At 61.6% G+C, this 21481-nt stretch carries 18 protein-coding genes; 10 read left to right on the top strand and 8 right to left on the bottom strand.

The features are described 5' to 3' along the window. Window positions 1-294 precede the first annotated feature (294 nt). Window positions 295-1710 carry a DUF2252 domain-containing protein gene (locus tag JET17_RS15150; protein WP_012314836.1) on the top strand — a complete coding sequence of 472 codons (1416 nt, stop codon included), beginning with the start codon at window positions 295-297 and terminating at the stop codon, window positions 1708-1710. Here the strand turns inward: JET17_RS15150 and JET17_RS15155 are convergent. Both JET17_RS15155 and potE read right to left on the bottom strand, forming a co-directional pair. Then, window positions 1707-2648, bottom strand: coding sequence for a transporter substrate-binding domain-containing protein (locus JET17_RS15155; protein ID WP_012314837.1), 942 nt, complete (start codon window positions 2646-2648; stop codon window positions 1707-1709). The genes JET17_RS15150 and JET17_RS15155 overlap by 4 nt on opposite strands. Further along, the gene (gene potE, locus JET17_RS15160) at window positions 2645-3976 is read right to left on the bottom strand and encodes a putrescine-ornithine antiporter (protein ID WP_012314838.1); all 1332 of its coding nucleotides are present in this window, start codon (window positions 3974-3976) and stop codon (window positions 2645-2647) included. The genes JET17_RS15155 and potE overlap by 4 nt, the downstream gene beginning before the upstream one ends. Before the next feature lie 683 nt (window positions 3977-4659). On the opposite strand from potE, the gene JET17_RS15165 reads away from it, so the two are divergent. From JET17_RS15165 to JET17_RS15185, 5 genes are all read left to right on the top strand, one after another. Then, window positions 4660-6201 carry an ABC transporter ATP-binding protein gene (locus JET17_RS15165; RefSeq protein WP_012314839.1) on the top strand — a complete coding sequence of 514 codons (1542 nt, stop codon included), beginning with the start codon at window positions 4660-4662 and terminating at the stop codon, window positions 6199-6201. A gap of 12 nt (window positions 6202-6213) precedes the next feature. Continuing rightward, a complete protein-coding gene (locus tag JET17_RS15170) occupies window positions 6214-7314 on the top strand; it encodes an ABC transporter permease (protein WP_012314840.1) in 1101 nt (366 codons plus the stop codon). Window positions 7315-7372: 58 nt separating this feature from the next. After that, entirely contained in the window at window positions 7373-8299 is a 927-nt protein-coding gene (locus JET17_RS15175; RefSeq protein WP_012314841.1) for an ABC transporter permease, read from the top strand. An 88-nt stretch (window positions 8300-8387) separates the two neighbouring features. Continuing rightward, on the top strand, window positions 8388-9497 hold the full coding sequence (locus tag JET17_RS15180; RefSeq protein ID WP_042111515.1) for a BMP family ABC transporter substrate-binding protein: 1110 nt from the start codon (window positions 8388-8390) through the stop codon (window positions 9495-9497). A gap of 57 nt (window positions 9498-9554) precedes the next feature. Next, a complete protein-coding gene (locus JET17_RS15185) occupies window positions 9555-10517 on the top strand; it encodes a 2-oxoglutarate and iron-dependent oxygenase domain-containing protein (RefSeq protein ID WP_012314843.1) in 963 nt (320 codons plus the stop codon). Between the two features lie 11 nt (window positions 10518-10528). Here JET17_RS15185 and JET17_RS15190 read toward each other — a convergent pair whose 3' ends face one another. Continuing rightward, window positions 10529-11713 (bottom strand): M20 aminoacylase family protein, encoded by a 1185-nt coding sequence (locus tag JET17_RS15190; protein WP_012314844.1) that lies wholly within the window; start codon window positions 11711-11713, stop codon window positions 10529-10531. Between the two features lies 1 nt (window position 11714). Further along, window positions 11715-13016 (bottom strand): MFS transporter, encoded by a 1302-nt coding sequence (locus JET17_RS15195; protein ID WP_012314845.1) that lies wholly within the window; start codon window positions 13014-13016, stop codon window positions 11715-11717. A 378-nt stretch (window positions 13017-13394) separates the two neighbouring features. On the opposite strand from JET17_RS15195, the gene JET17_RS15200 reads away from it, so the two are divergent. Beyond that, window positions 13395-14534 (top strand): porin, encoded by a 1140-nt coding sequence (locus tag JET17_RS15200; protein ID WP_012314846.1) that lies wholly within the window; start codon window positions 13395-13397, stop codon window positions 14532-14534. Here JET17_RS15200 and JET17_RS15205 read toward each other — a convergent pair. The 3 genes from JET17_RS15205 to JET17_RS15215 all read right to left on the bottom strand — a co-directional run bounded on the left by JET17_RS15205 (window position 14511) and on the right by JET17_RS15215 (window position 17537). Continuing rightward, window positions 14511-15449, bottom strand: a complete 939-nt coding sequence (locus tag JET17_RS15205) for a LysR family transcriptional regulator (protein WP_012314847.1) — start codon at window positions 15447-15449, stop codon at window positions 14511-14513. The two genes, JET17_RS15200 and JET17_RS15205, sit on opposite strands and share 24 nt — an antisense overlap. 247 nt (window positions 15450-15696) lie before the next feature. Next, window positions 15697-17223 (bottom strand): cryptochrome/photolyase family protein, encoded by a 1527-nt coding sequence (locus JET17_RS15210; protein WP_042111518.1) that lies wholly within the window; start codon window positions 17221-17223, stop codon window positions 15697-15699. A gap of 8 nt (window positions 17224-17231) precedes the next feature. After that, a complete protein-coding gene (locus tag JET17_RS15215) occupies window positions 17232-17537 on the bottom strand; it encodes a DUF6482 family protein (RefSeq protein ID WP_012314849.1) in 306 nt (101 codons plus the stop codon). Between the two features lie 298 nt (window positions 17538-17835). On the opposite strand from JET17_RS15215, the gene JET17_RS15220 reads away from it, so the two are divergent. The 3 genes from JET17_RS15220 (at window position 17836) to JET17_RS15230 (ending at window position 21013) form a co-directional block, all read left to right on the top strand. Further along, window positions 17836-18186: a DUF2946 family protein gene (locus JET17_RS15220; protein WP_085984892.1), complete on the top strand. Its 351-nt coding sequence runs from the start codon at window positions 17836-17838 to the stop codon at window positions 18184-18186. Window positions 18187-18248: 62 nt separating this feature from the next. Next, window positions 18249-20402 (top strand): TonB-dependent receptor, encoded by a 2154-nt coding sequence (locus tag JET17_RS15225; protein ID WP_012314851.1) that lies wholly within the window; start codon window positions 18249-18251, stop codon window positions 20400-20402. A gap of 119 nt (window positions 20403-20521) precedes the next feature. Beyond that, the gene (locus JET17_RS15230) at window positions 20522-21013 is read left to right on the top strand and encodes a DUF1543 domain-containing protein (RefSeq protein ID WP_012314852.1); all 492 of its coding nucleotides are present in this window, start codon (window positions 20522-20524) and stop codon (window positions 21011-21013) included. Between the two features lie 45 nt (window positions 21014-21058). Here JET17_RS15230 and nikR read toward each other — a convergent pair whose 3' ends face one another. Then, window positions 21059-21475 carry a nickel-responsive transcriptional regulator NikR gene (gene nikR / locus JET17_RS15235; protein ID WP_012314853.1) on the bottom strand — a complete coding sequence of 139 codons (417 nt, stop codon included), beginning with the start codon at window positions 21473-21475 and terminating at the stop codon, window positions 21059-21061. Window positions 21476-21481: the final 6 nt, after the last annotated feature.

Raw genomic sequence — 21481 nt, forward strand, 5'->3', positions numbered from 1 at the left:
CGACCCGGTTTGCTGGGGGGCGTGCTATAGGCGCTTTCATGAGTGCAGATATCCTTTGTTATTGTTAATGGATAATATTGTTAATGATTATTTTTGTTAACCAATGATCTGTCAAGGTTCCTCTGGTGCTTGCCGCAAAATCTTGAGCGCCCTGGGATGAGCGCCGAAGGGCGATCTGGTCACCCGGTGCAGGCTTGGACGCAGCACATGCTACGCTTGAATGAGCTGTGAACAGTGTCTTGGCGCTAGAATCAAGGCCCTGCCCTTCTGCCTTTGATCACCAAAGGTGCTCACATGCCCGAGATCAGGAAACAGGCCAGCTCGCACCTGCAAGCAGATGAGCCCGGCCTTCGGGAACACAAGCGCTTCGCGTCACGAAGAGAGCGCCTGGACGCAGGAAAGAAACTGCGCGAAACGGTGCCGCGCTCGTCCCATGCATTCTGGAAACCGGCGCACAAGCATCGCGACCCTGTCGACATTCTCGAACAGTCCAACCGCAGCCGGCATCCGGCCTTGGTGCCCGTGCGCTATGGGCGCATGTTGCGTAGCCCGTTCACTTTTCTCAGGGGCTCAGCCGGCTTGATGGCACGCGACCTCGCGACACTTCCCCACACAGGTATTCGCGTTCAGGCCTGCGGTGATTGCCACCTGCTGAATTTTGGATTATTCGCCACCCCCGAACGTAACCTGATCTTCGACATCAATGATTTTGACGAAACGTTACCCGCCCCTTGGGAGTGGGATATAAAGCGTCTGGCAACCAGTTTTGCCGTAGCCGCCCGCGATAACCGCCTCATCGATGAAGATGCCAGGCGTCTGGCTATGGAATGCGTTCGCGCCTACCGGGAACGCATGCGCGAATTGACGACGATGAGCCCGCTGGAAATCTGGTACGACCGCCTCGACGCACAAACACTCATCGATATGGCCCCTAGTCTCAAATACCGTAAAGCACGTGAACAGTTGATGGCCAAGGCCCGGACTCGCATCGGCGACTACCTGTACCCACAAATCAGTGACGAAGTGGGCGGCCGGCGACGCCTGGTCGATCAGCCGCCGATTCTTTTTCATGTCGATGAAGCCGACTTCATCAACCGGGTGCACCTTGCGCTGGAGGATTATCGTACTTCTCTGCTGCCGGAACGCAGGGTCCTGTATGACCGTTATCGCCTGGAAGACTTTGCCATGAAGGCAGTGGGTATCGGCAGCGTCGGCACCTATTGCTTCGTCGGTTTGTTCTTTTCAGCGCAAAACAACCCATTGCTCCTGCAATTCAAGCAGGCTTGTCCTTCTGTGCTTGAACCCTATGCGGGCAAGAGCGAATTTGTAAACCAGGGCCAACGGGTGGTCACGGGCCAACGGCTTATGCAATCTGCCAGTGACATTTTTCTCGGATGGACCGAGAGCACCAAGGGCCGGCAGTTTTTTGTCCGGCAATTGCGCGACATGAAAATGTCACTACCTGTAGAAGGTGCATCGCTCGATCAGATGATGATGTACGCCGAGGTATGCGGCATTACCCTGGCGCGCGCGCATGCAAAATCAGGTGACGCCGCCTTGATCAGTGGCTATCTGGGTAAATCGAACACCTTTGATCAGGCCATAGGCGATTTCTCACTCGCCTACGCCGAGCAGAATGCGAAGGACTACGCGGCACTGATCAGCGCTGAGAAAAAAGGAAGAATCAAGGCACTGCGCGAAGAAGACTAATGTTGCGGCGCCAGCCGTTCACGGTCATCCGGCAACACATAAAGGCTCTGCAACAGTTTGTCCTGCGCTGTTTGTACCCCCAGGTAGCGTACGAACAAGGCTTCTCCATCCGGGCCGGACAGCGCCTGGCTAAGCGCGGCATCCACCAACAGGCGAAAACCATCATCGCCACGGGCCATGGGCAGTGCGACACGGCTCGTGACAAACAGGTGATCCGGGATCCATAACCGGTCGCGCTCAGGCTGCTGGCTCTGCAGGGAAAGCAAAATCATCCTCTCGCCAAAAAACGCATCGACCTTGCGCTCGACCACCCGGCGCACACCCTCCTGGTAGCTGGACACCTCTTCAAGCCTGGACTGCAGGCCAAGCTTGCGAATACGCTCCCGCGCCCACTGACTGCTCAGCGTGCCGCGCAGCACTGCAAAACTGTGCTTGCTCAACCCCGCATTGAGGGTTGCGCGCCACCTGGGGCCGGTATCGACAGGCTTACCACGCAGTGGCTCCAGAAGGCTGGCCGGTGCATCACGCCGCACCAGCACCGCAAGGCCGGTGGTGAATACCGGTATGGAAAAATTCAGGGTTTCCCGTCTTGTGATCGTTTCCACCATCGGCGTGCACAGCAGATCAACCGTTCCCTCGCTCAAGGCGCGGACGGCTTGCTCCTGCGGCACCACATGCCAATGCACTTGCAAGTCGGCAAGGCCAGGTGACTGGCGAAGGTGTTGAGCCACTGCCTGGCACAATTCGATGCCATACCCTTGAGGTGACTGGATACTGCCTGAGGAAAACGGGGCAAGGTCTGCGATAAAACCCAGATTGAGGACCTGACTGTCGCGCAGCCGGCTCAGCTTGTCGGTCGCTGCTTCAACGCTGCACACCGCCGCAAACGGCACCGAAAGGGCCAGGCACAGGGCAACCCATTTCGACCTGCGCATCATGGCGCACCTCCAATCAAGTCCAGCACCTTGACGAAACGTTTGGCGATGAAGCCGAACAGCAGGTAACCCAGCGCCATGATCAGCGCAGCGCCAAACACCGCTTCCAGACCCGAGGCATAGAGCGCATAGAAGCAATAGCACACCGCAACCAGCATGATTGCGCTGTTGCGACGGAAGATCTTTATATCCACCTGGGCCTTGTACATGATCACCAGCAACCCGGTCAGGGACGTGATGTAGGGAATGATGTTGGTCACTGCCGCCAGGTTGACCAGCTTGCTGAACTGAGCGCTGGCATTAGGCGAAATGGTCGATAACGCAATCAGGCTCTGCAAGACCGCGCACGTCAGCATGCCCGCCAGTGGCGCGCCCCTGGCGGTGACGCGGGTGAACAACGTGGGAAACAGCCCTTGCTCGGCGGTAACCTTGGCCGTTTCGGCCAGGGTGAACTGCCACCCCAGCAATGAACCGACACAGGCAATGACCGCCAACCCCATGATCACGTTACCGACCGTGTCATTGAACATGCGCGCATAGACCAGTGCGAAGGGTGCGCTGGAGTTCGCAAGTTCAGGGTTTGGCACGATCCCCTGGATGACGGTGGTCGACAGGATGTAGATCACCGCCGCGCCTAGCGTGCCGAACAGGCATGCAAGCGGCACATTGCGCTTGGGGTTCTCTACCGCATCCGAATTTTGCGCGGCCGACTCCATGCCCAGAAAGGCCCACAACGTCAGGGGGATACTGGCGGTGATCGCCTGGCTCACCGGGATGCTGTCGGGGTTCCAGGCATCGGTAAACGTCTGTGGGTTGAACCAGTACCAACCCACGAAACTCAGGCCTGCCACAGGAATGATGACGCCCCAGACACTGATCGCGCCTAGTTTGCCGGTTATGTTCGCACCGCCGGCATTGGCCAGGGTACTGAACCAGATCAGCATCACCGTCCCTGCCACCAGAGGGCCTGGGCCTGTACCAAGCCAGGGTAGGAAAGGCGTCAGATAACCCACCGCGGAAATACCAATGGCGACATTGCCGATCATCAGCGAGAGGAAATACAGGTAGGAGCAAAGGAAGAATGCGGACTTGCCATGGGCCTCTTCGCTGTAGGCCGACATTCCGCCCGAGCGCGTGCAGTAGATACCGCATTGCGCGAAACAGTAGGCGATGGCCATCGAACCCACGGCCGTCACAACCCACGAGAGCAGCGACACAGCTCCGATCTGCGCCATGCTGGCGGGCAGCATGATGATACCGGAGCCCATCATGTTGACGGTGACCAAAGTGGTCAACCCGACCAACCCCATTTTCTTTGCTGGATCGCGCACGGGAATGACCTCCGAGGAACCAAGCGGCTTCGATAGCGTTTCTGGCGGTGCGCCTGCTCCCCGGCCCAACCCGGGATGGGCAGAGCCTGATACAGGGTATTGCCCATCACACAAAGCTTGTGCAACCAAACTAGCAATGCTTCGGCTGCAGTAGTTATCAAATGTCAAGAATAGTGCGAAGGAGCGTCGGCGCTGATTTTAGGACAGCAGGTAGCAGGCGGCCCTGAATACTCGCACAGCACCGCCCCTGAGGTTGTAGACGACCCTTAGGCGCCCGGTGAAACCTGTGGGAGCCCGGCTTGCCGGCGATAGGGCCAGCCCAGGCATCCAGAATTTCGGGGAGATCAAACAATGACTGCCGAAGTGCGCATGCTGAAAACGTGAAACCAACCACGCCTAAGGGACCAGCACGGTACCTGTGGGCTTGCCCGGGAAGGGCCGCACTGCGTTCCAGCAGTGACGCCCGTGTCGTAGCCGGCCGAACATGGCGACCACGCTGAACACAGCGCCCCAACTTGGCACCTTGGCGCCCCAAAACCAAACACCCCGCTGCCGCAACGCTCACCAAGCGTGCGCCGGTCTCGGCCGGCAGCCCCTCTAACACAAGCCCTTGAACAATAATCTGACCAATTGGCCATGTTTTTGCTGTGCAACTGCTCATCACCCTGACCCCGAGCAGTCCCATGTCCAGATCCCCCTCGCAACTGCGCCTTGAGCTGCGTGCCATTACCAAGCGATACCCGGGCACCTTGGCCAACGACCGCATCGACCTGCGCATCGCTCCCGGTGAAATCCACGCCCTGCTCGGCGAGAACGGCGCGGGCAAGAGCACCCTGATGAAGATCATCTACGGCGTCACCGCGCCGGATGCCGGCCAGGTGCTATGGGAAGGCCAGCCCGTGCACGTGCGCGACCCCGCCCGGGCCCGCGCGCTGGGCATCGGCATGGTGTTCCAGCACTTTTCCCTGTTCGAAACCCTGAGCGTCGCGCAAAACATTGCCCTGGCCCTTGGCCGCGATGCCGGCACGCCGAAGCAGCTGGCACCACGCATCCGCGAAGTGTCCCAACGCTACGGCATGGGCCTGGAGCCGGAGCGCCTGGTGCACAGCCTGTCGATCGGCGAACGCCAGCGGGTGGAGATCGTGCGCTGCCTGATGCAGCCGATCAAGCTGCTGATCCTCGATGAGCCGACCTCGGTGCTTACCCCGCAAGAGGTCGACGAACTGTTCGTCACCTTGCGCGCACTCGCCGCAGAGGGCTGCAGCATCCTGTTCATCAGCCACAAGCTCAACGAAGTGCGTGCCCTGTGCCATGGTGCCACGGTGTTGCGCGGCGGACGGGTTTCCGGCGCTTGCAGCCCGGCGCAATGCAGCGATCTGCAGCTGGCGCGGATGATGGTCGGCGATGCCGAAGGGCTGGAGGCAAGCTACCCGAAAAGCGCCGGCGGCTTGCCACGTCTGCGGGTGGACGACCTGTCCTGGCGCAACAAGGACCCGTTCGGCACGTCCTTCGAACACCTGCGCCTGGAAGTGCGCAGCGGTGAGATCGTCGGCATCGCGGGGGTGGCCGGCAACGGCCAGGACGAACTGCTGGCCCTGCTCAGTGGTGAAACACGCCTGCCCGCCGGCGAGCGCGAACGCATCACCCTCGACAACCGGCCGATGGCCCACCTGTACCCCGACGCCCGCCGCGCCCTGGGGGTGGCATTCGTACCGGCCGAGCGCCTTGGGCACGGCGCGGTGCCGGACATGAGCCTGGCCGACAACGCCCTGCTCACCGCTTTCCAGCACGGCCTGGTCAACCGCGGCCTGATCCGCTCCGGCAAGGTGCAGGCGCTGGCCGAGCAGATCATCCAGCGCTTCGCGGTCAAGGCCCCGGATGCCCGCGCCACGGCACGCAGCCTGTCCGGGGGCAACCTGCAGAAGTTCATCCTCGGCCGCGAAATCCTCCAGGCCCCCAAGCTGCTGGTCGCTGCCCACCCGACGTGGGGCGTGGATGTCGGCGCCGCCGCCGCGATTCACCGTGCGCTGATTGCCCTGCGCGACGCCGGTGCGGCAATCCTGGTGATCTCCGAAGACCTGGAAGAGCTGTTCCAGATCAGCGACCGCATCGGCGCGCTGTGCAGTGGCCGCCTGTCGCCGCTCAAGCCCACCGCACAGACCCATACCGTGGAGGTCGGCGGCTGGATGGCCGGCCAGTTCGATGCCCCGCAAGACGCCGCCTGACGAGAGCCCTTCATGTTGCTATCCCTCGAACCCCGTACCCAGCAGTCCCGTGCCATGCTCGTGCTGTCACCCCTGCTTGCCGCCCTGCTGACCCTGCTCAGCGGGGCGATCCTGTTCAGCGCCCAGGGGCATGCGCCCTTGCAGACGTTTCACACCTTGCTGATCGAACCCATCAGCGACCTCTACGGCCTCTCGGAACTGCTGCTCAAAGCCCTGCCAATCCTGCTCTGCGCCTTCGGCCTGGCGGTGGCCTACCAGGCGCGGATCTGGAATATCGGCGCCGAAGGGCAGTTGCTGATGGGCGCCCTGGCCGGCAGTGCCGTGGCGATCCACCTCATCGATTGGGAAAGCCGCTGGGCACTGCTTTGGGTGTTGCTCGCCGGCACGCTGGCCGGTGCGCTGTGGGGGGCGCTCGCGGCCTGGCTGCGCACGCACTTCAATGCCAACGAAATCCTGACCACCATCATGCTCAATTACATCGCCTTGAATCTGCTGCTGTTCTTCGTCCATGGGCCACTCAAGGACCCCGAAGGGTTCAGCTTCCCGCAGTCGGCGATGTTCGGCGATGCCAGCCGCCTGCCGGCACTGTTCGAGGACGGCCGACTGCATGTCGGGCTGTACTTCGTGCTGATGGCACTGGTGGCGGTGTGGGTGCTGCTGCACAAGAGCTTCCTCGGTTTTCAGATCAAAGTGCTCGGCCTGGACCGGCGCGCCGCCGGTTTCGTCGGCTTCCGTGAAAAGCGCCTGGTCTGGCTGGCGCTGCTGATCAGCGGCGGCTTGGCAGGCCTGGCCGGGGTCAGCGAAGTCAGCGGGCCGATCGGCCAGCTGGTGCCGCAGGTTTCACCCGGCTACGGCTACGCGGCGATCACCGTAGCGTTTCTCGGACGCCTCAACCCGTTTGGCATTCTGGTCGCCGGGTTGTTGATGGCCCTGCTCTACCTCGGCGGCGAGAACGCGCAGATGAGCCTGAACCTGCCGCAATCGCTGACCGGGCTGTTCCAGGGAATGATGCTGTTCTACCTGCTGGCCTGCGACGTGCTGATCCTCTACCGGCTGCGCCTGAAGCTGAAAGGGCACCGCCGAGCGCCGTTGGCAAAAACCGCCAGTGCCTGAATTCCCATGACCCTTTCGTTTACCTGCCGCTCAACGCGCGCAGGCTGAGGCTTCGACTATGGATCTCGATCTGCTTGGCAACATTCTTTACGCCATGGTGCGCTGTGGTACCCCGCTGCTGCTGGTAGCCCTGGGCGAACTGGTGTGCGAAAAGAGCGGCGTACTCAACCTCGGCCAGGAAGGCATGATGCTGTTCGGTGCGGTGGTAGGGTTCATCGCCGCTTACGCCACCGGCAACCTCTGGCTGGGCGTCCTGATGGCGTGCCTGGCCGGCATGTTGCTGGCTTCACTGTTCGCTCTCGTAGCACTCGGTTGCCAGGCCAACCAGGTGGCGACCGGGCTGGCACTGACCATCTTCGGTGTCGGCCTGTCTTCTTTCGTCGGCACCGCCTGGGTCGGCAAGCCCTTGAGCGGCTTCGAGCCGGTGGCCATACCACTGCTGGCGGACATTCCGGTCATCGGCCATATGCTGTTCAACCAGGATGTGCTGGTTTACCTGTCCTTCGGCCTGTTCGTGCTGATTGCCTGGACGCTGCTCAAAAGCCGTACCGGCCTGATCCTCCAGGCCGTCGGTGAAAACCCCGACGCCGCCAGCGCCATGGGCCTGCCCGTGCTGCGCGTGCGCACTCTGGCGGTGCTGTTCGGCGGCGCCATGGCCGGGCTGGCCGGGGGTTACCTGTCGCTGGCCTACACCCCGATGTGGGCGGAAAACATGACCGCAGGCCGCGGCTGGATCGCTTTGGCGCTGGTGGTGTTTGCCAGTTGGCGGGTGTTGCGTGTGCTGCTCGGCGCCTACCTGTTTGGCCTGGCGAGCATCCTGCACCTGGTGGCCCAGGGTATCGGCGTGAGCTTTCCTGCCAACCTGCTGGCCATGCTGCCGTATGTGGCCACGATCCTGGTGCTGGTGGTGCTGTCGCGCGATGCCATCAAAACCCGCCTGTATGCGCCGGTTTCACTGGGTCAGCCGTGGAAGACCGGGCGCTGAGGCCTCACGCCTGGCCCGCACTGTGCACCGCAGCTCATGCCCATCTGCTCTGTTTTCTTGCATTACCAACGTGCCCTACACAGCCAACATGAAGACCTACAGGAGCCACACCTTGAAGCCTCACAACAAAAGCAAATACCTGCTGCGCGCCCTGGCTGCCGCCATCGGCCTGAGCACCGCCCTGTCCGCCGCAGCCGCCGATCCGCTGAAAGTCGGTTTCGTCTATATCGGCCCGATCGGCGACCATGGCTGGACCTATCAGCATGAGCAGGGCCGCCAGGCGCTGATCAAGCAGTTCGGTGACAAGGTCGACAGCAGCTTCGTCGAGAACGTGCCGGAAGGCGCCGATGCCGAGCGGGTCATCCGCAACATGGCCAAGGGCGGCTACGACCTGGTGTTCGCCACCTCGTTCGGCTACATGAACCCCACCGCCAAAGTCGCCAAACAGTTCCCGAAGGTCACCTTCGAACATGCCACCGGCTACAAGCAGGACAAGAACCTTGGTACTTACCTGGCCACTTCCTACGAAGGCCGTTACGTTGGCGGCTACCTGGCCGCGAAAATGACCAAGAGCAAGAAGATCGGCTATGTCGCCTCCTTCCCGATTCCGGAAGTGCTGCGCGATATAAATGCAATCCAGCTTGCCCTGGACAAATACAACCCCGGCACCGAAATCAAGGTGGTGTGGGTCAACTCCTGGTTCGACCCGGGCAAAGAGGCCGATGCCGCCAACGCCCTGATCGACCAGGGCGTTGACGTGCTGTTCCAGCACACCGACAGCCCGGTACCGATCCAGACCGCCGAACGCCGCGGCATTTACGCCGTCGGCTACGCCTCAGACATGGCCCACTTCGGGCCCAAGGCAGTGCTGACCTCCATCGTCAACAATTGGGGGCCGCATTACATCAAGAGCACTCAGGCGGTCATGGACGGCACCTGGAAACCCCAGGACTACTGGGGCGGGCTTGCCGAGGGCACCGTACAGCTGCCCATCAGCGACCTGGTGCCGGCCGATGTCAAAAGCGGCGCCGAACAGATCATCGCCAGCATCAAGGACGGCTCTTTCCACCCCTTCACCGGCCCGATCCTGGACCAGGCTGGCGCAGTCAAGATCCCCGCAGGTGCCGTGGCCAGCAATGCCGAACTGGCAGGCATGAACTACTACGTCAAAGGCATTACGGCGCAACTGCCCAAGTAAACGCCGGGTGGGAGCGCCAGCCGCTCCCGCTTTCACCGCCATTTCACGGAGCCATTCATGAACACCCTGCCGATCATCGATATCAGCCCGCTCTATCAGAACGATCCCGCCGCACGCCAGGCCGTAGCCCGGCAGATCGACGCCGCCTGCCAGCAGTGGGGCTTCTACTACATCAAGGGGCACCCCATCCCGGCCACACGCATTGGCGCACTGAAAGCGGCCGCCGAACAGTTCTTCGCCTGCCCGGCCGAAGAAAAGCTGCGCATCGACATCACCCAGAGCGAGCACCATCGCGGCTACGGTGCCATCGCCACAGAGCAGCTGGACCCGAGCCGGCCAAGCGACCTGAAGGAAACCTTCGACATGGGTTTTCACATGGCCCCGGATCATCCCGACGTGCTCGCGAAAAAGCCACTGCGCGGTCCCAACCGGCACCCCGCGATTACCGGGTGGGAGGCGCTGCTGCAAACGCATTACCAGGACATGCACGCCTTGTCCCTGACCCTGCTGCGGGCGATGGCGCAGGCCTTGGGTATCGAGCACGACTTCTTCGACCAGCGCTTCGCCAACCCCATCAGCGTGTTTCGCATGATCCACTACCCGCCGCGCCAGGCCGCCAGCAGCACCGACCAGCAAGGCGCTGGCGCGCACACCGACTACGGATGCGTGACCTTGTTGTACCAGGACAGCACCGGCGGCCTGCAGGTGCAGAGTGTGGATGGCCAGTGGATCGATGCGCCACCGATCGAGGGCACCTATGTGGTCAACATCGGCGACATGATGGCGCGGTGGAGCAACGACAGGTACACCTCAACGCCCCACCGGGTGGTCAGCCCGCAGGGCGCGCACCGCTACTCGATGCCGTTCTTTGCCGAACCGCACCCAGACACGATGATCAGTTGCCTGCCCAACTGCTCCAGCCCCGACAACCCGCCCAAATACCCGCCGGTTTCGTGCAGTGCCTACATGCTGTCGCGCTTCGCCGAAACCTATGCCTATCGCCGTGAACAGGCTACGTAGCCTGCGCCCCGTCACCTCAGATAATCCTCAACCCACTTCACCCAACAATCGGAGCCGATCTTCACCAGTGCATCGTTGAAGTCATAATGCGGGTTATGTACCGAGCAACCATGGAACTCCCCTGTGCCGTTCCCCAACATGAAGTAGCACCCCGGCCGTGCCTGGAGCATGTAGGCGAAATCTTCGGTGCCCATCACCTTCTTGGGCATCCTCGCCAGCATCTGCCCCTCGGCAAACAAAGGGCGCAGGCTTTCACGCAGCTGTGCGCTTTGCGCATCGCTGTTGCTCAGCGCAGGCGCCAGCTGGGTGAAGTCCAGCTCGATCTCTACCCCAAAGCTCTCGGCATGCCCCTTGACCAGCGCCTCGATACGCTGGTTTATCTTCAACTGGGTTTCGGGCGTATCGGTGCGCACGCTGAGCAACATGCTCGCTTCATCGGGAATGATGTTGTAGACCGTGCCCGCCTGGATCATGCCGATACTGATGACCGCGTACTCTTCAACGCTCAGGTTGCGCGACTTGATGGTCTGGATGGCACTGATCAGGCTATTGAGGGCCGAGATGGGGTCCACCGCCAGCTCCGGCATGGCGCCATGCCCGCCTCTGCCGCAAATGCGAATGCTCACGCGCTGGGAAGACGCCATGGTCGGCCCGCTCTGCACCACGCAAGTGCCCACCGGCATGCCTGGCATGTTGTGCAGCGCGTACACCGAATCACACGGAAAACGCTCGAACAGACCGTCGTCGATCATGGCCTTGGCGCCGGCCAAACCTTCTTCGTCGGGCTGGAAGATCAGGTTCAAGGTACCGTTGAAGTTTCGCGTCGCAGCCAATCGCGAAGCCGCCGCCAGCAGGATCGCGGTATGCCCGTCATGGCCACAGGCATGCATGCGCCCGGGGATCTTGCTGGCGTGCTCGAAGGGGTTCTTCTCGCTCATGGGCAGAGCGTCCATGTCTGCCCGCAGCCCGATGCTGCGGGGGCTGTCGCCCACCTTAAGCACCCCTACCAGGCCGTGCCCGCCCACATTACGGTGCACCTCATAGCCCCAAGCCTGCAGCTTTTCAGCCACCAGAGCAGCAGTGTCAGGCGTGTCGCCGCCGAGCTCTGGCGCCGCATGGATCTGGCGCCGGATCCTGATGAACGTGTCCAGCTCTTCAGCAAACTGCGGGGTTTGCTTTCGCTCGAAGGTACCCATGTCACTCGCATCCTTTGTTTTCAGGGAAATACTTGAGGCACACCAGGCTTACCGCGCCGCCCACCAACAGGTAGTAGGCCGGTGCCAATGGCGTGCCCATTGCGGCAATCAGCCAGGTAGCGATCAGTGGCGAGAAGCCGCCGAAAAGTGTCACCCCCAGGCTGTAGCTGACCGAGGTGCCAAAGGCACGCTGCGCCTTGGGGAAGCCTTCCATGATCAACGCGAAGTACGCACCGGCGCCTATGCAAGTGGGCAGAATCAACGCCGCGACACACATCATTGCCAGGCCCATGTGCTCGACGTGCCCAAGCACGTAGAACACCGGCAGCGTCAACACCACGGGCGCGAGAATGGTCCAGACCAGCAGGCGTTTCCTGAGCTGGTACTTGTCGGCGAACTTGCCGGCCAGCGGGCATATGATCGCCATGCAGCCGCTGCTGATGCCGGCGATCGCCATGGCACTGCTTTGCGGGTAGTGCATGGCGGTGGTCAGGTAGGTGGGCATGTAAAACACGAACAGGTACATACCGATGGTGGAACTGGCCATCAGGCCGATGCCCAGGCCGATGCGTTTGAGCAACTCAGGGTCCAGCGGCTGCCTGCCCTCCTGTGCCGCTGCGGCCTCGTGGGTTTCTGGTAGACGGTTGCGGATGTACAAGCCTACCGGGCCGATCAACAGGCCGAAAATGAATGGAATGCGCCAGCCCCAGCTTTCGAGGCTGGCCGGGTCCAGCAACTGGCTCAGGCTGAACCCGAACCCCGCCCCGACCAGCGCGGCATAGCCCTGACTGGCAGCCTGCCAGCTCACACTCTGGCATCGCTTGGAGGCAGTACTGGACTCCATCAGATAAACAGATGCGGTACCGACCTCGCCACCTGCCGACACCCCCTGAATCAGCCGACCGGCGACCAGCATGAACGTTGCAAAGATACCGATCTGCGAATACGTAGGCGCGAAGGCGATCAAGGCAGTGCCCAATGTCATCAGGCCGATCGTCAGGCTCAAGGCGGCTTTGCGGCCATGCCTGTCGGCGTATCGGCCAATGATGATGCCCCCGACAGGCCGCATCAAAAAGCCCACACCAAAAGTTGCAAGCGACATCAGGAGCGAGGCCAGTGCCGACTCTGAAGGGAAGAAGTGCCGGCCGATCAGCACTGCGAAGAAGCTGTAGATGGTGAAGTCGTACATCTCCAGGGCGTTGCCCAGTGAGCACGCTATCAGGGTTCTGCGTGAGGACGATGCCTGCGCGTGATGCTTTGAGCCGGCCTCCAGGATCGTAGGTGCAGGTAGCGGTCTATTCATTGTTATCTCCGATGGCGAATCACGGCATGCAGTGACTATCAGCCAATCGCGCAGCCAACACACTTGCAGTTTTGGCAATGAACTAACCAATGGTTAATTGACCGGGTGCTGGTGTGGCCGCTTTGCCTTGGGATGGCGCACAGATGCCCTGGCATCGTCCTTGTGCCCCGATAAGGGTCATCGAAGTTGGCCACTCAGGGGGATGGAAACAAACATTGGTCACTGCCATGCAGCAGCTTTGCGGCCACCTTTTCCCGGCCCAGCGAGATCCCGCCCACCTTATTAACCAAAAGACATTCGTTGGCCAAACAAGCAATCACGCTGCAACCTCCTGTTCATCGAATCTAGCGCGACCGCATCCCGTGCCTGGAGTCGTGAATGAATACTTGCATCACTCGCACTGTGTCGTTGCTGTTGATGAGCCTAGGGATTTGTCCTGCCATGCAGGCACAGGCCGAGGGCTTCCCTACCCTCAACCGGCTAGCTTCCGGGTTCGGTTACTACGGGGTGGATCAGGGGTTCGATGACAAGCTGAAGATCTACGGGACCGTGGATGCATTCGCCAGCTACCACGACTCTCAGCACCACTCAGGTTTTCAAATGGCGGGCGGCGGCGCCTGGACCAACAAACTCGGGTTGTATGCCCGAAAAGCACTTGCCCCCGATACGGTGCTGGAACTGGACGTCGAAGAAGGCTTCAATCTGAACGGCAAGGCCCTAGAAGGGACGTGGGACAACATCGGCACGCTGCGCCTGGCAACGCTCGCCCTGCGCTCACGGAGCCTGGGCAGGCTTGAGTTCGGCAAAACCTACGGGGTGGGGACCCCGACCTACGCCGACCCGTTTCTGGCGGCATACGGCTCACCGTATACGTTTCTGTCCATACCTGCGGCCGGCAAAGGCGCCTACTATCTCGACCTGCGGCCCAAGCACACCCTGGCCTACACCAGCCCGAACATGAACGGCTTCAGCCTGGCAACGGCCTTGAGCTTCGGCTTCGATGACGTCGCCAGCCAGGGGCGTACGGTGCGTGGTGGGGGTGCGAAGCTGCAATACCGAAATAGCCGTGTGATGCTGCTGGGGTCTTACAACCTGTATTACAGCGACCCATGGGACGATGGTGGCAGCTCACGCCAGACTGCCAACCACTACACAAGCCTGTCGGCGTTCTATGATTTCGGCCCGTTGGCCACCAGCCTGACCTGGCAACGCCAGGATGTAGACCAAGCGGGCACACCCAGTACCACCGTGTACACCTTCGGCCTGATGGCCCCGGTGGGCAAGCTTGACGTGCTCAGGCTGGCGGTGGTCCAGCGGACGGTATCGGCCCGCGAAAAGGACGCGCTGGGGGCAGTGCTTGGCTACGACCATTTCTTCAACCCGCGCTGGGCCGCCTATGCGCGCCTGGGTGTGATCGCCAACCAAGGCGCGTCATCGGTGACCTACGCAGGCACTCCGATTGATCAGGTGGGAGATGACCCAAGCAATATTTCACTAGGCATGTACTACCACTTCTGAAACGTCCCGCGGCAGCGTCTTGAGGACTCTTGCGCGCAAGCTGTGGAAGAGTTCCTGGGCGGGGGCCGTGAGGCTATCACGGTCGATGCAGACGAGATTGATTGGATAGTCTGGTACCAACTCCTGCACCGCCACTTGAATGAACTCCGGCCGGGTCGCAAAGGTGAAGGCATCGTTTACGGCCAGCTCACTGATGGTCATCAGCGACTCAGTGTTCTTCAGGAGCTTGAGGGCCATCATTATCGACGTGCACTCCACCGCGCTCTGCGGCACACGCAGGCCATTGACCTCGAACAACTGGTGAAACTGCGATGCCTGATCGGTCAGCTCGTCCAGGCTGATCCAGTTGGCGTATTGCAGCGAACGCAGTGACTGGGAAAACTTCTGCTGGTTGGACGCATGGCAGATCACCTTGCCCTTGATGCTGCCCACTGCCTCCCAATCCAGATTGAGACGGCTCAAGGGTTGCTGGGAGGTGATGGCAAAGTCCAGGCTACCGTCGCGCAGGCGTTGCAGGATCTGGCTGGGACGCAGATCGGTGATGGTGATTTTCACCCGCGGGTACTTGCGCCGAAACGCCAGAATGCTTTCATCCACCCCGTCAAGCATCGCCGTCAGCGAGGTGACGCCGATCGACACCGCCCCCAATGCGGCATCCTGAATGCTTGCCGCCTCGATCTGCAAACGGCGGATACTCTCCACCACCAGGTTGGCATGGCGGATGATGCGCTTGCCCTCATCGGTCAACGCCATGCCCTTGTACGAACGCTGCAAGAGGGTGAACCCCAACTCCCGCTCCAGTTCCTTGATCGAGCGGCTCAGGGCAGGTTGCGTGATGTGCAAGATTTTGGAGGCCTCGAGAATGCTTCCCCCCTGGTGAATGGCAACAAGCGCCTTGAGCTGATGAAGTTTCAAGCGTGAACACCTTATCGAGAGCGGCGGGTTTCAGGTTGCAGTGCACATCAAACTGCAAAAAGAAGGCCTGGAATCGGTTCATGATCAGAGCCAGCCTGACGCTGAACGCCCTACTGCCTGCCCCAGCGTCCTGAACCTGGGGGAAACTGCGCCGAGCGGTTGGCCAAAGAGAATCACAAATGTGCATGATGGCTGCTTGGCGGTATCTGCAGATCGGGGAAAAGTGGTCGTTTATCGAACGGTTATTTCATAGGTTCTGGCCACTATCGAGGCGGGCCAACAAGGCTTCGCCTCGCGCCCACACGCCTTCGCGCCTGGCTACCGGCATGCCGTCAAGGCTGCGATAGACCAACGCCAGGCGGGGGTTGCCAGCCAATAGGTCACGATGGCGGATGATGAAATGCCAGTACAGCGCGTTGAACGGGCAGGCATCCTCCTCTACCGCATGCTCGACCTTGTAGCTGCAAGCCTTGCAGTGGTCGGACATGCGCTGGATGTAGCGGCCACTGGCGCAATACGGTTTGGACCCCAGGTAGCCGCCGTCAGCGTGCATCACCATGCCGAGCGTGTTGGGCAACTCCACCCAGTCGAAGGCATCCATGTACACGGCCAGGTACCACTCGCAAATCGCGCTGGGCACAATACCGGCGAGCAATGCGAAGTTGCCCGTGACCATCAGCCGCTGGATGTGATGCGCATAACCCAACTGCAGGGTCTGGCCGATGGCCTGCTCCATGCAGCGCATGCGGGTATGCCCGGTCCAGTAGAATTCCGGCAACGCACGGTCGTTGCCCAGGTAGTTGAGCCCGGCATACTCAGGCATGCGTAGCCAATAGATGCCGCGCACATACTCGCGCCAGCCGATCAGCTGGCGGATGAAACCTTCAGCCGCGTTGAGCGGTATCCGCGCCTCACGCCAGGCATTGTCCACGTCTTCGCACAACCGCCGCACATCCAGCAGCCCGATGTTCAGGGCCGCACTGATACGGGCATGGAACAGGAACGGCTCGCCTTCGGCCATGGCGTCCTGAAAGTCGCCGAACGCGGCCAGGCCAAACTCGAGGAAATGTTGCCAGAGCTGTTGGGCCTGTTCATGGGTCACGGGATAATCGAACCCTTCTACCGCCCCGTAATGGTCACTGAAGCATTCGCCGACCAGCGCCACGACCGCCGTGGTGATTTCGTCCTGGGCAAAGCGCGCCGGGAACGGTCCGCGCAGCCTCCGTGGCAAGGGTTTGCGGTTGTCAGCGTCCAGGTTCCAGGACCCACCCACCGGGCTGCCATCAGGCTCCAGCAGAAGGCCGCAACGCTTGCGCATGCCGCGGTAAAAGTGCTCCATACGCAATTGACGACGGTCTTTTGCCCAGCGTGCGAAAGCATCGCGCGAGCAAAGAAACCGTGTATCGCGATGCCATACCAGTGGTAAGCCGGCGTCATTCAAAGCCTGCTCCAGGCGCCACTCACCACACTCGGTCAGGTGAATGTGCGTCGCACCCAGCGCCTGCTGCCACCGCTGCAGTTCACCAGCAATGCTGCCGCTGTTGCCGGGTGCGTTCAGCTCCACATACTCCACCTGCCAGCCGCGTTCACGCAGCGCCTGGGCAAAATGGCGCATGGCGCTGAAAATCAGCACGATTTTTTGCGGATGGTGCGGCACGTAGCGCGCCTCGCCCTGCACTTCCGCCATCAGGATCACGTCGTGTGCAGGGTCCAGCGCGGCGAGACTTGCCAGGTCGAACGACAGCTGATCCCCCAGCACCAGGCCCAGACGCAATGCTCGGTCTACCACTGGCTGGCCAGCGTCACCGGCACGCGCAGGGGCTCGACAGGGCCATTGCGCTGCCCGCACATCTCGTCATGCACCACTTGTTGCACCAGCATGCAGGGCACGGGCGGCAGATCGGCCAGCAGTTGTCGCAGCTCGGTGGTCGAGCGAAAGCGCACCGCCTGGCCGTTTGCATCGCTGAGCGTGAGCGGCCCGGCGTCAGTCAGCGCCCGCAGGATGTAAAAGCCGCCTTCCAGCGACAGCAGCTCAAGTTCTTGCACGTTACCGGCTGCGGCCAGCTCCGTCAGAGTGTGCAGATTCATGGCGTGTACTCCATAAGGCAGGTATCACCTGCGCAGGGCGTCATTTGTAAACGTCAGGCTCGCTAAATCCTATACAAGAATAGCTTCTTGTACAGGTTTTAGGCTTTTATATATTTATCCCCCGGGCCTGAGCCGCTTTCAGCAGATGAAACGATGCAGCCTCCACTCCAATGCCCTTTGTGTGCACACACCTCTTTTCAGATACGGCAAAACCGTTAGAATCGCGTCCTCGATCCCTGACCCGTCCCAGAGCAGCCCCTTGAACCTGGCCCGCCCCGAAAAAGCACTGGTTGCCTGGATGCTGTACTTCAGCATCCTGTTCGGCTCGTTGCTCTGCGCAATGGGGCATGGGCAGATGGCCGGGTTGCGCCTCAGCGGCCTGGACGACGCCGCTTGGTGCGCCGCCGACAGCAGCGGTGCATTCAAGGGTGACCAGGACATCACCGACCCGGTGCCCTCCACCGGCGCCGACTGTGTGATCACCAGCCTGTTCTGCGCCAGCCTGCTCGCTGCCTTCTTCGGCCTGCTGGCTCTGCTCGCTGGCGAGTCGCGCAAACCCTTGCCCAGGCAACCGGCGCCGCGCCTGCCCAAACAACGCTGGCCGTTAGTCAACCCCCGCGCCTCACCCGCAACCCTTCCCGTGCTCTGACATCGCCACGCCGCGGCATCGCCTGCGGCGGGCGTTAATCTATTTCAGCCAGGAAGCCTTGCATGTTCCGCATGACCACTTTGGCGCTGCTCATTGGCAGCGCAACCTGCGCGTGGGCGCAGGATCAGACCCTGACACTGCCTGCCAGCAACGTGACGGCCAGCGCCGACCAACCGAAACCGGCCACCGCCCTGAACCTTGATACCCCCAGCGAAAGCGGCTCGCGCCTGAACCTCAGCGCCCGTGAAAACCCTGCTTCGGTCAGTGTGGCCGACCGCCAGACCATGGAGCGTATCGGCGCGCGCAACTTCCAGGACGCCGCCAACGCCCTGCCAGGGGTGAATGCGTCGGCGCCGCCCGGCTGGGGCGGTTATGTGGCGTACCGGGGCTTCAACGGTGCCCAGGTCAGCCAGCTGTTCAACGGCATCAACCTGCAGTACGGCGCAGCGGCACGCCCGGTCGGCGCCTGGATCTATGACCGCGTCGAACTGCTGGGTGGCCCGTCGTCGTTCCTCAACGGCAGTGGCGCCGTGGGTGGCAGCCTCAACGTGATCACCAAGCTGGCAAACCGAGATGAGGATACCTTCGAAGGCCGTGTCAGCTACGGCCGCTACGACACCTGGGAAACCGCGGTAGGCTTCAACAAAGAGCTCAACAGTGGCGACGGCCCACGCCACTATGCGCGGCTCGACTACAGCCGCACCCACACCAATGGCTATATCGACCGGCAAGAGAACGGTGCCGGCAACCTGGCCTTCTCGCTGCTCAGTGACATCAACGACCAGCTGTCGCATACCCTTGCACTTGAATACCTGGAAGAAAAGGAAGACAGCCCCTACTGGGGTACGCCGGTGTTGCAACCGCTGACAGGGACCTTGCACATCGACAAGAGCAACCGCTTCAACAACTACAATGTCGAGGACGGCCGTTACGAGCAGCGCACCCGCTGGCTGCGCTCGATCACCGACTATCGTTTCGACGACACCACCCAGTTGCGCAACACGTTCTACCACTACGACGGCCAGCGCGATTACCGCAACCTCGAGGTGTACCGCTACAACGCCGACAACAGCGCCATTGCCCGCTCCGGGGGCTACCGCCAACGTCACGACCAAGAGGTCAATGGCAACCGCCTCGAGCTGACCCATCAAGGCCAACTGTTCGGCCTGGCCAGCGACTGGGCATTCGGTATTGACTACAACCGCAACCAGCAAACCAACTACCCACTGTCCAAAGGGGCCTTCGACATCGTCAACCCGAACGGTTTCGAGCCCGATCACTTCCTCGACATCCCCGGCATGGACGCCCCGCGCAGCAAAGGCCGAAGCACGACCACCGACACCTCCTCGGGTTTCGTCGAGAACCGCACGCGCCTGACCGACCAGTTGTCGCTGATCACCGCCTTGCGCTACGACCACATCGACTTCGACGTTGTCGACCATGTCGCACGCTCGAAACTCGACCGGCGCTGGGACGCGGTCACTGGTCGCCTGGGCCTGGTCTACGACCTGACCCCGAACGTCAGCCTCTATACCCAGTACAGCACCTCGGCCGAACCACCAGGAGGCACGCTGACCAGTGCGTCGATCAGCCAGGTTGGTGACTTCGACCTGAGCACTGGCCGCCAGGTAGAAGTTGGCAGCAAGTTCGACTTCCTCGACGGCCGCGGCTCGGCCACCGCAGCGGCCTATCGCATCGTGCGCAAGAACATCTCGGTGCCCTCTTCGACCGTGCCCAACACCACCGAGCAGGCAGGCCAGCAGACCTCCACCGGTATCGAGCTGGCGGCGTCGTTCAAGGTCACGCCCAAGCTGCTGGCGGCCGGTAACTTCAGCTGGGTGAATGCCGAGTACGACGAGTTCAACGAGACCATTGGCGGTGTGGTGTATTCGCGCAAGGGCAAGAACCCGGTGAACATCCCCGACCGGGTGGCCAACCTCTGGCTGACCTACGACCTGGCGCCGGGCTGGCAAGTGGGTGCCGATGCCCGCTACGTGGCCGCGGTGTACGCCAATACCGCCAACACCGCCTGGGTGCCGTCCTACACCCTATACGGGCTGTCCATGACCCACGACCTGGACAAGCATGTGCAGCTCAGCGCACGGTTGCGCAACCTCACCGACGAGGTTTACGCCCGCTTCATCCACCAGAGCAATACCCAGTACTACCTGGGTGAGCCGCGCAGCCTGGAGGTCGCTGTGCAGTGGCGTTACTGACGGGGCTGGCGGCGTAAGCGGCGCCAGAGCCGGCAGGTAAAGGTGCGCAAAGAGACGGTGGTCGACAGGCGCCATAACCAGCAGAATATGGCGTCTTCCGCCCCCTGAAGGAATTGCTCATGCTGTACGTAGTCATGCTCGGTGGCCGCCACCCACGGGCCAGTATCGAGGTGCACGACGTGCTGTTCGCGCAGGCGGACTCACTGCAGCAGGCGTACCCGCAACTGCGCGAGGGCTGGTTCGGCAGCCGTGCAGGCCTGCACATCGACTCGTGGCTGGAGGTCGACGGTATCGATCGCTACCGTGTCGAGTTCAGCCAACTGGCGCCAGGCCCGGATGACCCGCGGCTGTTTTTCATCAACCTGGGCGGCTACGAGCCGCAGGTGTTTGGTGAGGCGCACCGCTACCTGCTGGTAGTGGCCAGGGACAAGGCCCAGGCCAAGCAACTGGGCAAGCAACGCATGCAGGCAGGCTGGCTCAAGCCGCATACCGACGCAGTGCTTGAGGTCGACGATTGCCTGCCAGTCGACCTGGTGGGCGGGCGTTATGTGCACTTGATCGAAGGTGCCCATGGCGGGCTGCGTCAATACAGCGACTATATCCTGCTCTGAGGCCCCGACTGCCTGTCATTGGCCCTGGGGCAACGATCTGGACCCTCAGCGCACCTTCGCCTGGCCCGGCGCCGGCATCACCTGCACCTGACCATGTTCCACCCCACGTTCGACCATCAATTGGCGAGACAGCTCGCCAATGCGGCCGCTTTCGCCCTGCAGCACCGAGACCTCCAGGCAGTGGCCGGCGTCCAGGTGCACGTGCAGGGTGGACCGGGTCAGATCGTGGTGGGCATGCAGGGTCTGGTTGAGCCGCCTGGGCAGTTCGCGGGTGCTGTGGTCGTACAGGTAGCTGACCACGGCCACACAGGCGGCATCGTCCGGCAATGCTTCAGACTCGCGCATGCCCGCACGCAACAGGTCGCGAATGGCCTCCGAACGGCCCTGGTAGCCTTGGCTCGCCACCCGCCGATCGATGACGTCGAGCAGCTCTTCATCCAGCGTGATGGTGATTCGTTGCATTTTGTA

Origin of the sequence: Pseudomonas putida (genome assembly GCF_016406145.1) — a bacterium.
In the GTDB taxonomy this organism is placed as follows: domain Bacteria; phylum Pseudomonadota; class Gammaproteobacteria; order Pseudomonadales; family Pseudomonadaceae; genus Aquipseudomonas; species Aquipseudomonas putida_E.

What these genes read in the sequence shown, in the direction of transcription:
- JET17_RS15170 (WP_012314840.1), top strand. Translation starts at nt 6,214, where the DNA reads ATGTTGCTATCCCTCGAACCCCGTACCCAGCAGTCCCGTGCCATGCTC.
- JET17_RS15185 (WP_012314843.1), top strand. Translation starts at nt 9,555, where the DNA reads ATGAACACCCTGCCGATCATCGATATCAGCCCGCTCTATCAGAACGAT.
- JET17_RS15180 (WP_042111515.1), top strand. Translation starts at nt 8,388, where the DNA reads ATGAAGACCTACAGGAGCCACACCTTGAAGCCTCACAACAAAAGCAAA.
- JET17_RS15190 (WP_012314844.1), bottom strand. Translation starts at nt 11,713, where the DNA reads ATGGGTACCTTCGAGCGAAAGCAAACCCCGCAGTTTGCTGAAGAGCTG.
- JET17_RS15175 (WP_012314841.1), top strand. Translation starts at nt 7,373, where the DNA reads ATGGATCTCGATCTGCTTGGCAACATTCTTTACGCCATGGTGCGCTGT.
- JET17_RS15155 (WP_012314837.1), bottom strand. Translation starts at nt 2,648, where the DNA reads ATGATGCGCAGGTCGAAATGGGTTGCCCTGTGCCTGGCCCTTTCGGTG.
- JET17_RS15150 (WP_012314836.1), top strand. Translation starts at nt 295, where the DNA reads ATGCCCGAGATCAGGAAACAGGCCAGCTCGCACCTGCAAGCAGATGAG.
- JET17_RS15220 (WP_085984892.1), top strand. Translation starts at nt 17,836, where the DNA reads ATGCTGTACTTCAGCATCCTGTTCGGCTCGTTGCTCTGCGCAATGGGG.
- JET17_RS15165 (WP_012314839.1), top strand. Translation starts at nt 4,660, where the DNA reads ATGTCCAGATCCCCCTCGCAACTGCGCCTTGAGCTGCGTGCCATTACC.
- nikR (WP_012314853.1), bottom strand. Translation starts at nt 21,475, where the DNA reads ATGCAACGAATCACCATCACGCTGGATGAAGAGCTGCTCGACGTCATC.
- JET17_RS15200 (WP_012314846.1), top strand. Translation starts at nt 13,395, where the DNA reads ATGAATACTTGCATCACTCGCACTGTGTCGTTGCTGTTGATGAGCCTA.
- JET17_RS15195 (WP_012314845.1), bottom strand. Translation starts at nt 13,016, where the DNA reads ATGAATAGACCGCTACCTGCACCTACGATCCTGGAGGCCGGCTCAAAG.
- JET17_RS15230 (WP_012314852.1), top strand. Translation starts at nt 20,522, where the DNA reads ATGCTGTACGTAGTCATGCTCGGTGGCCGCCACCCACGGGCCAGTATC.
- JET17_RS15225 (WP_012314851.1), top strand. Translation starts at nt 18,249, where the DNA reads ATGTTCCGCATGACCACTTTGGCGCTGCTCATTGGCAGCGCAACCTGC.
- JET17_RS15215 (WP_012314849.1), bottom strand. Translation starts at nt 17,537, where the DNA reads ATGAATCTGCACACTCTGACGGAGCTGGCCGCAGCCGGTAACGTGCAA.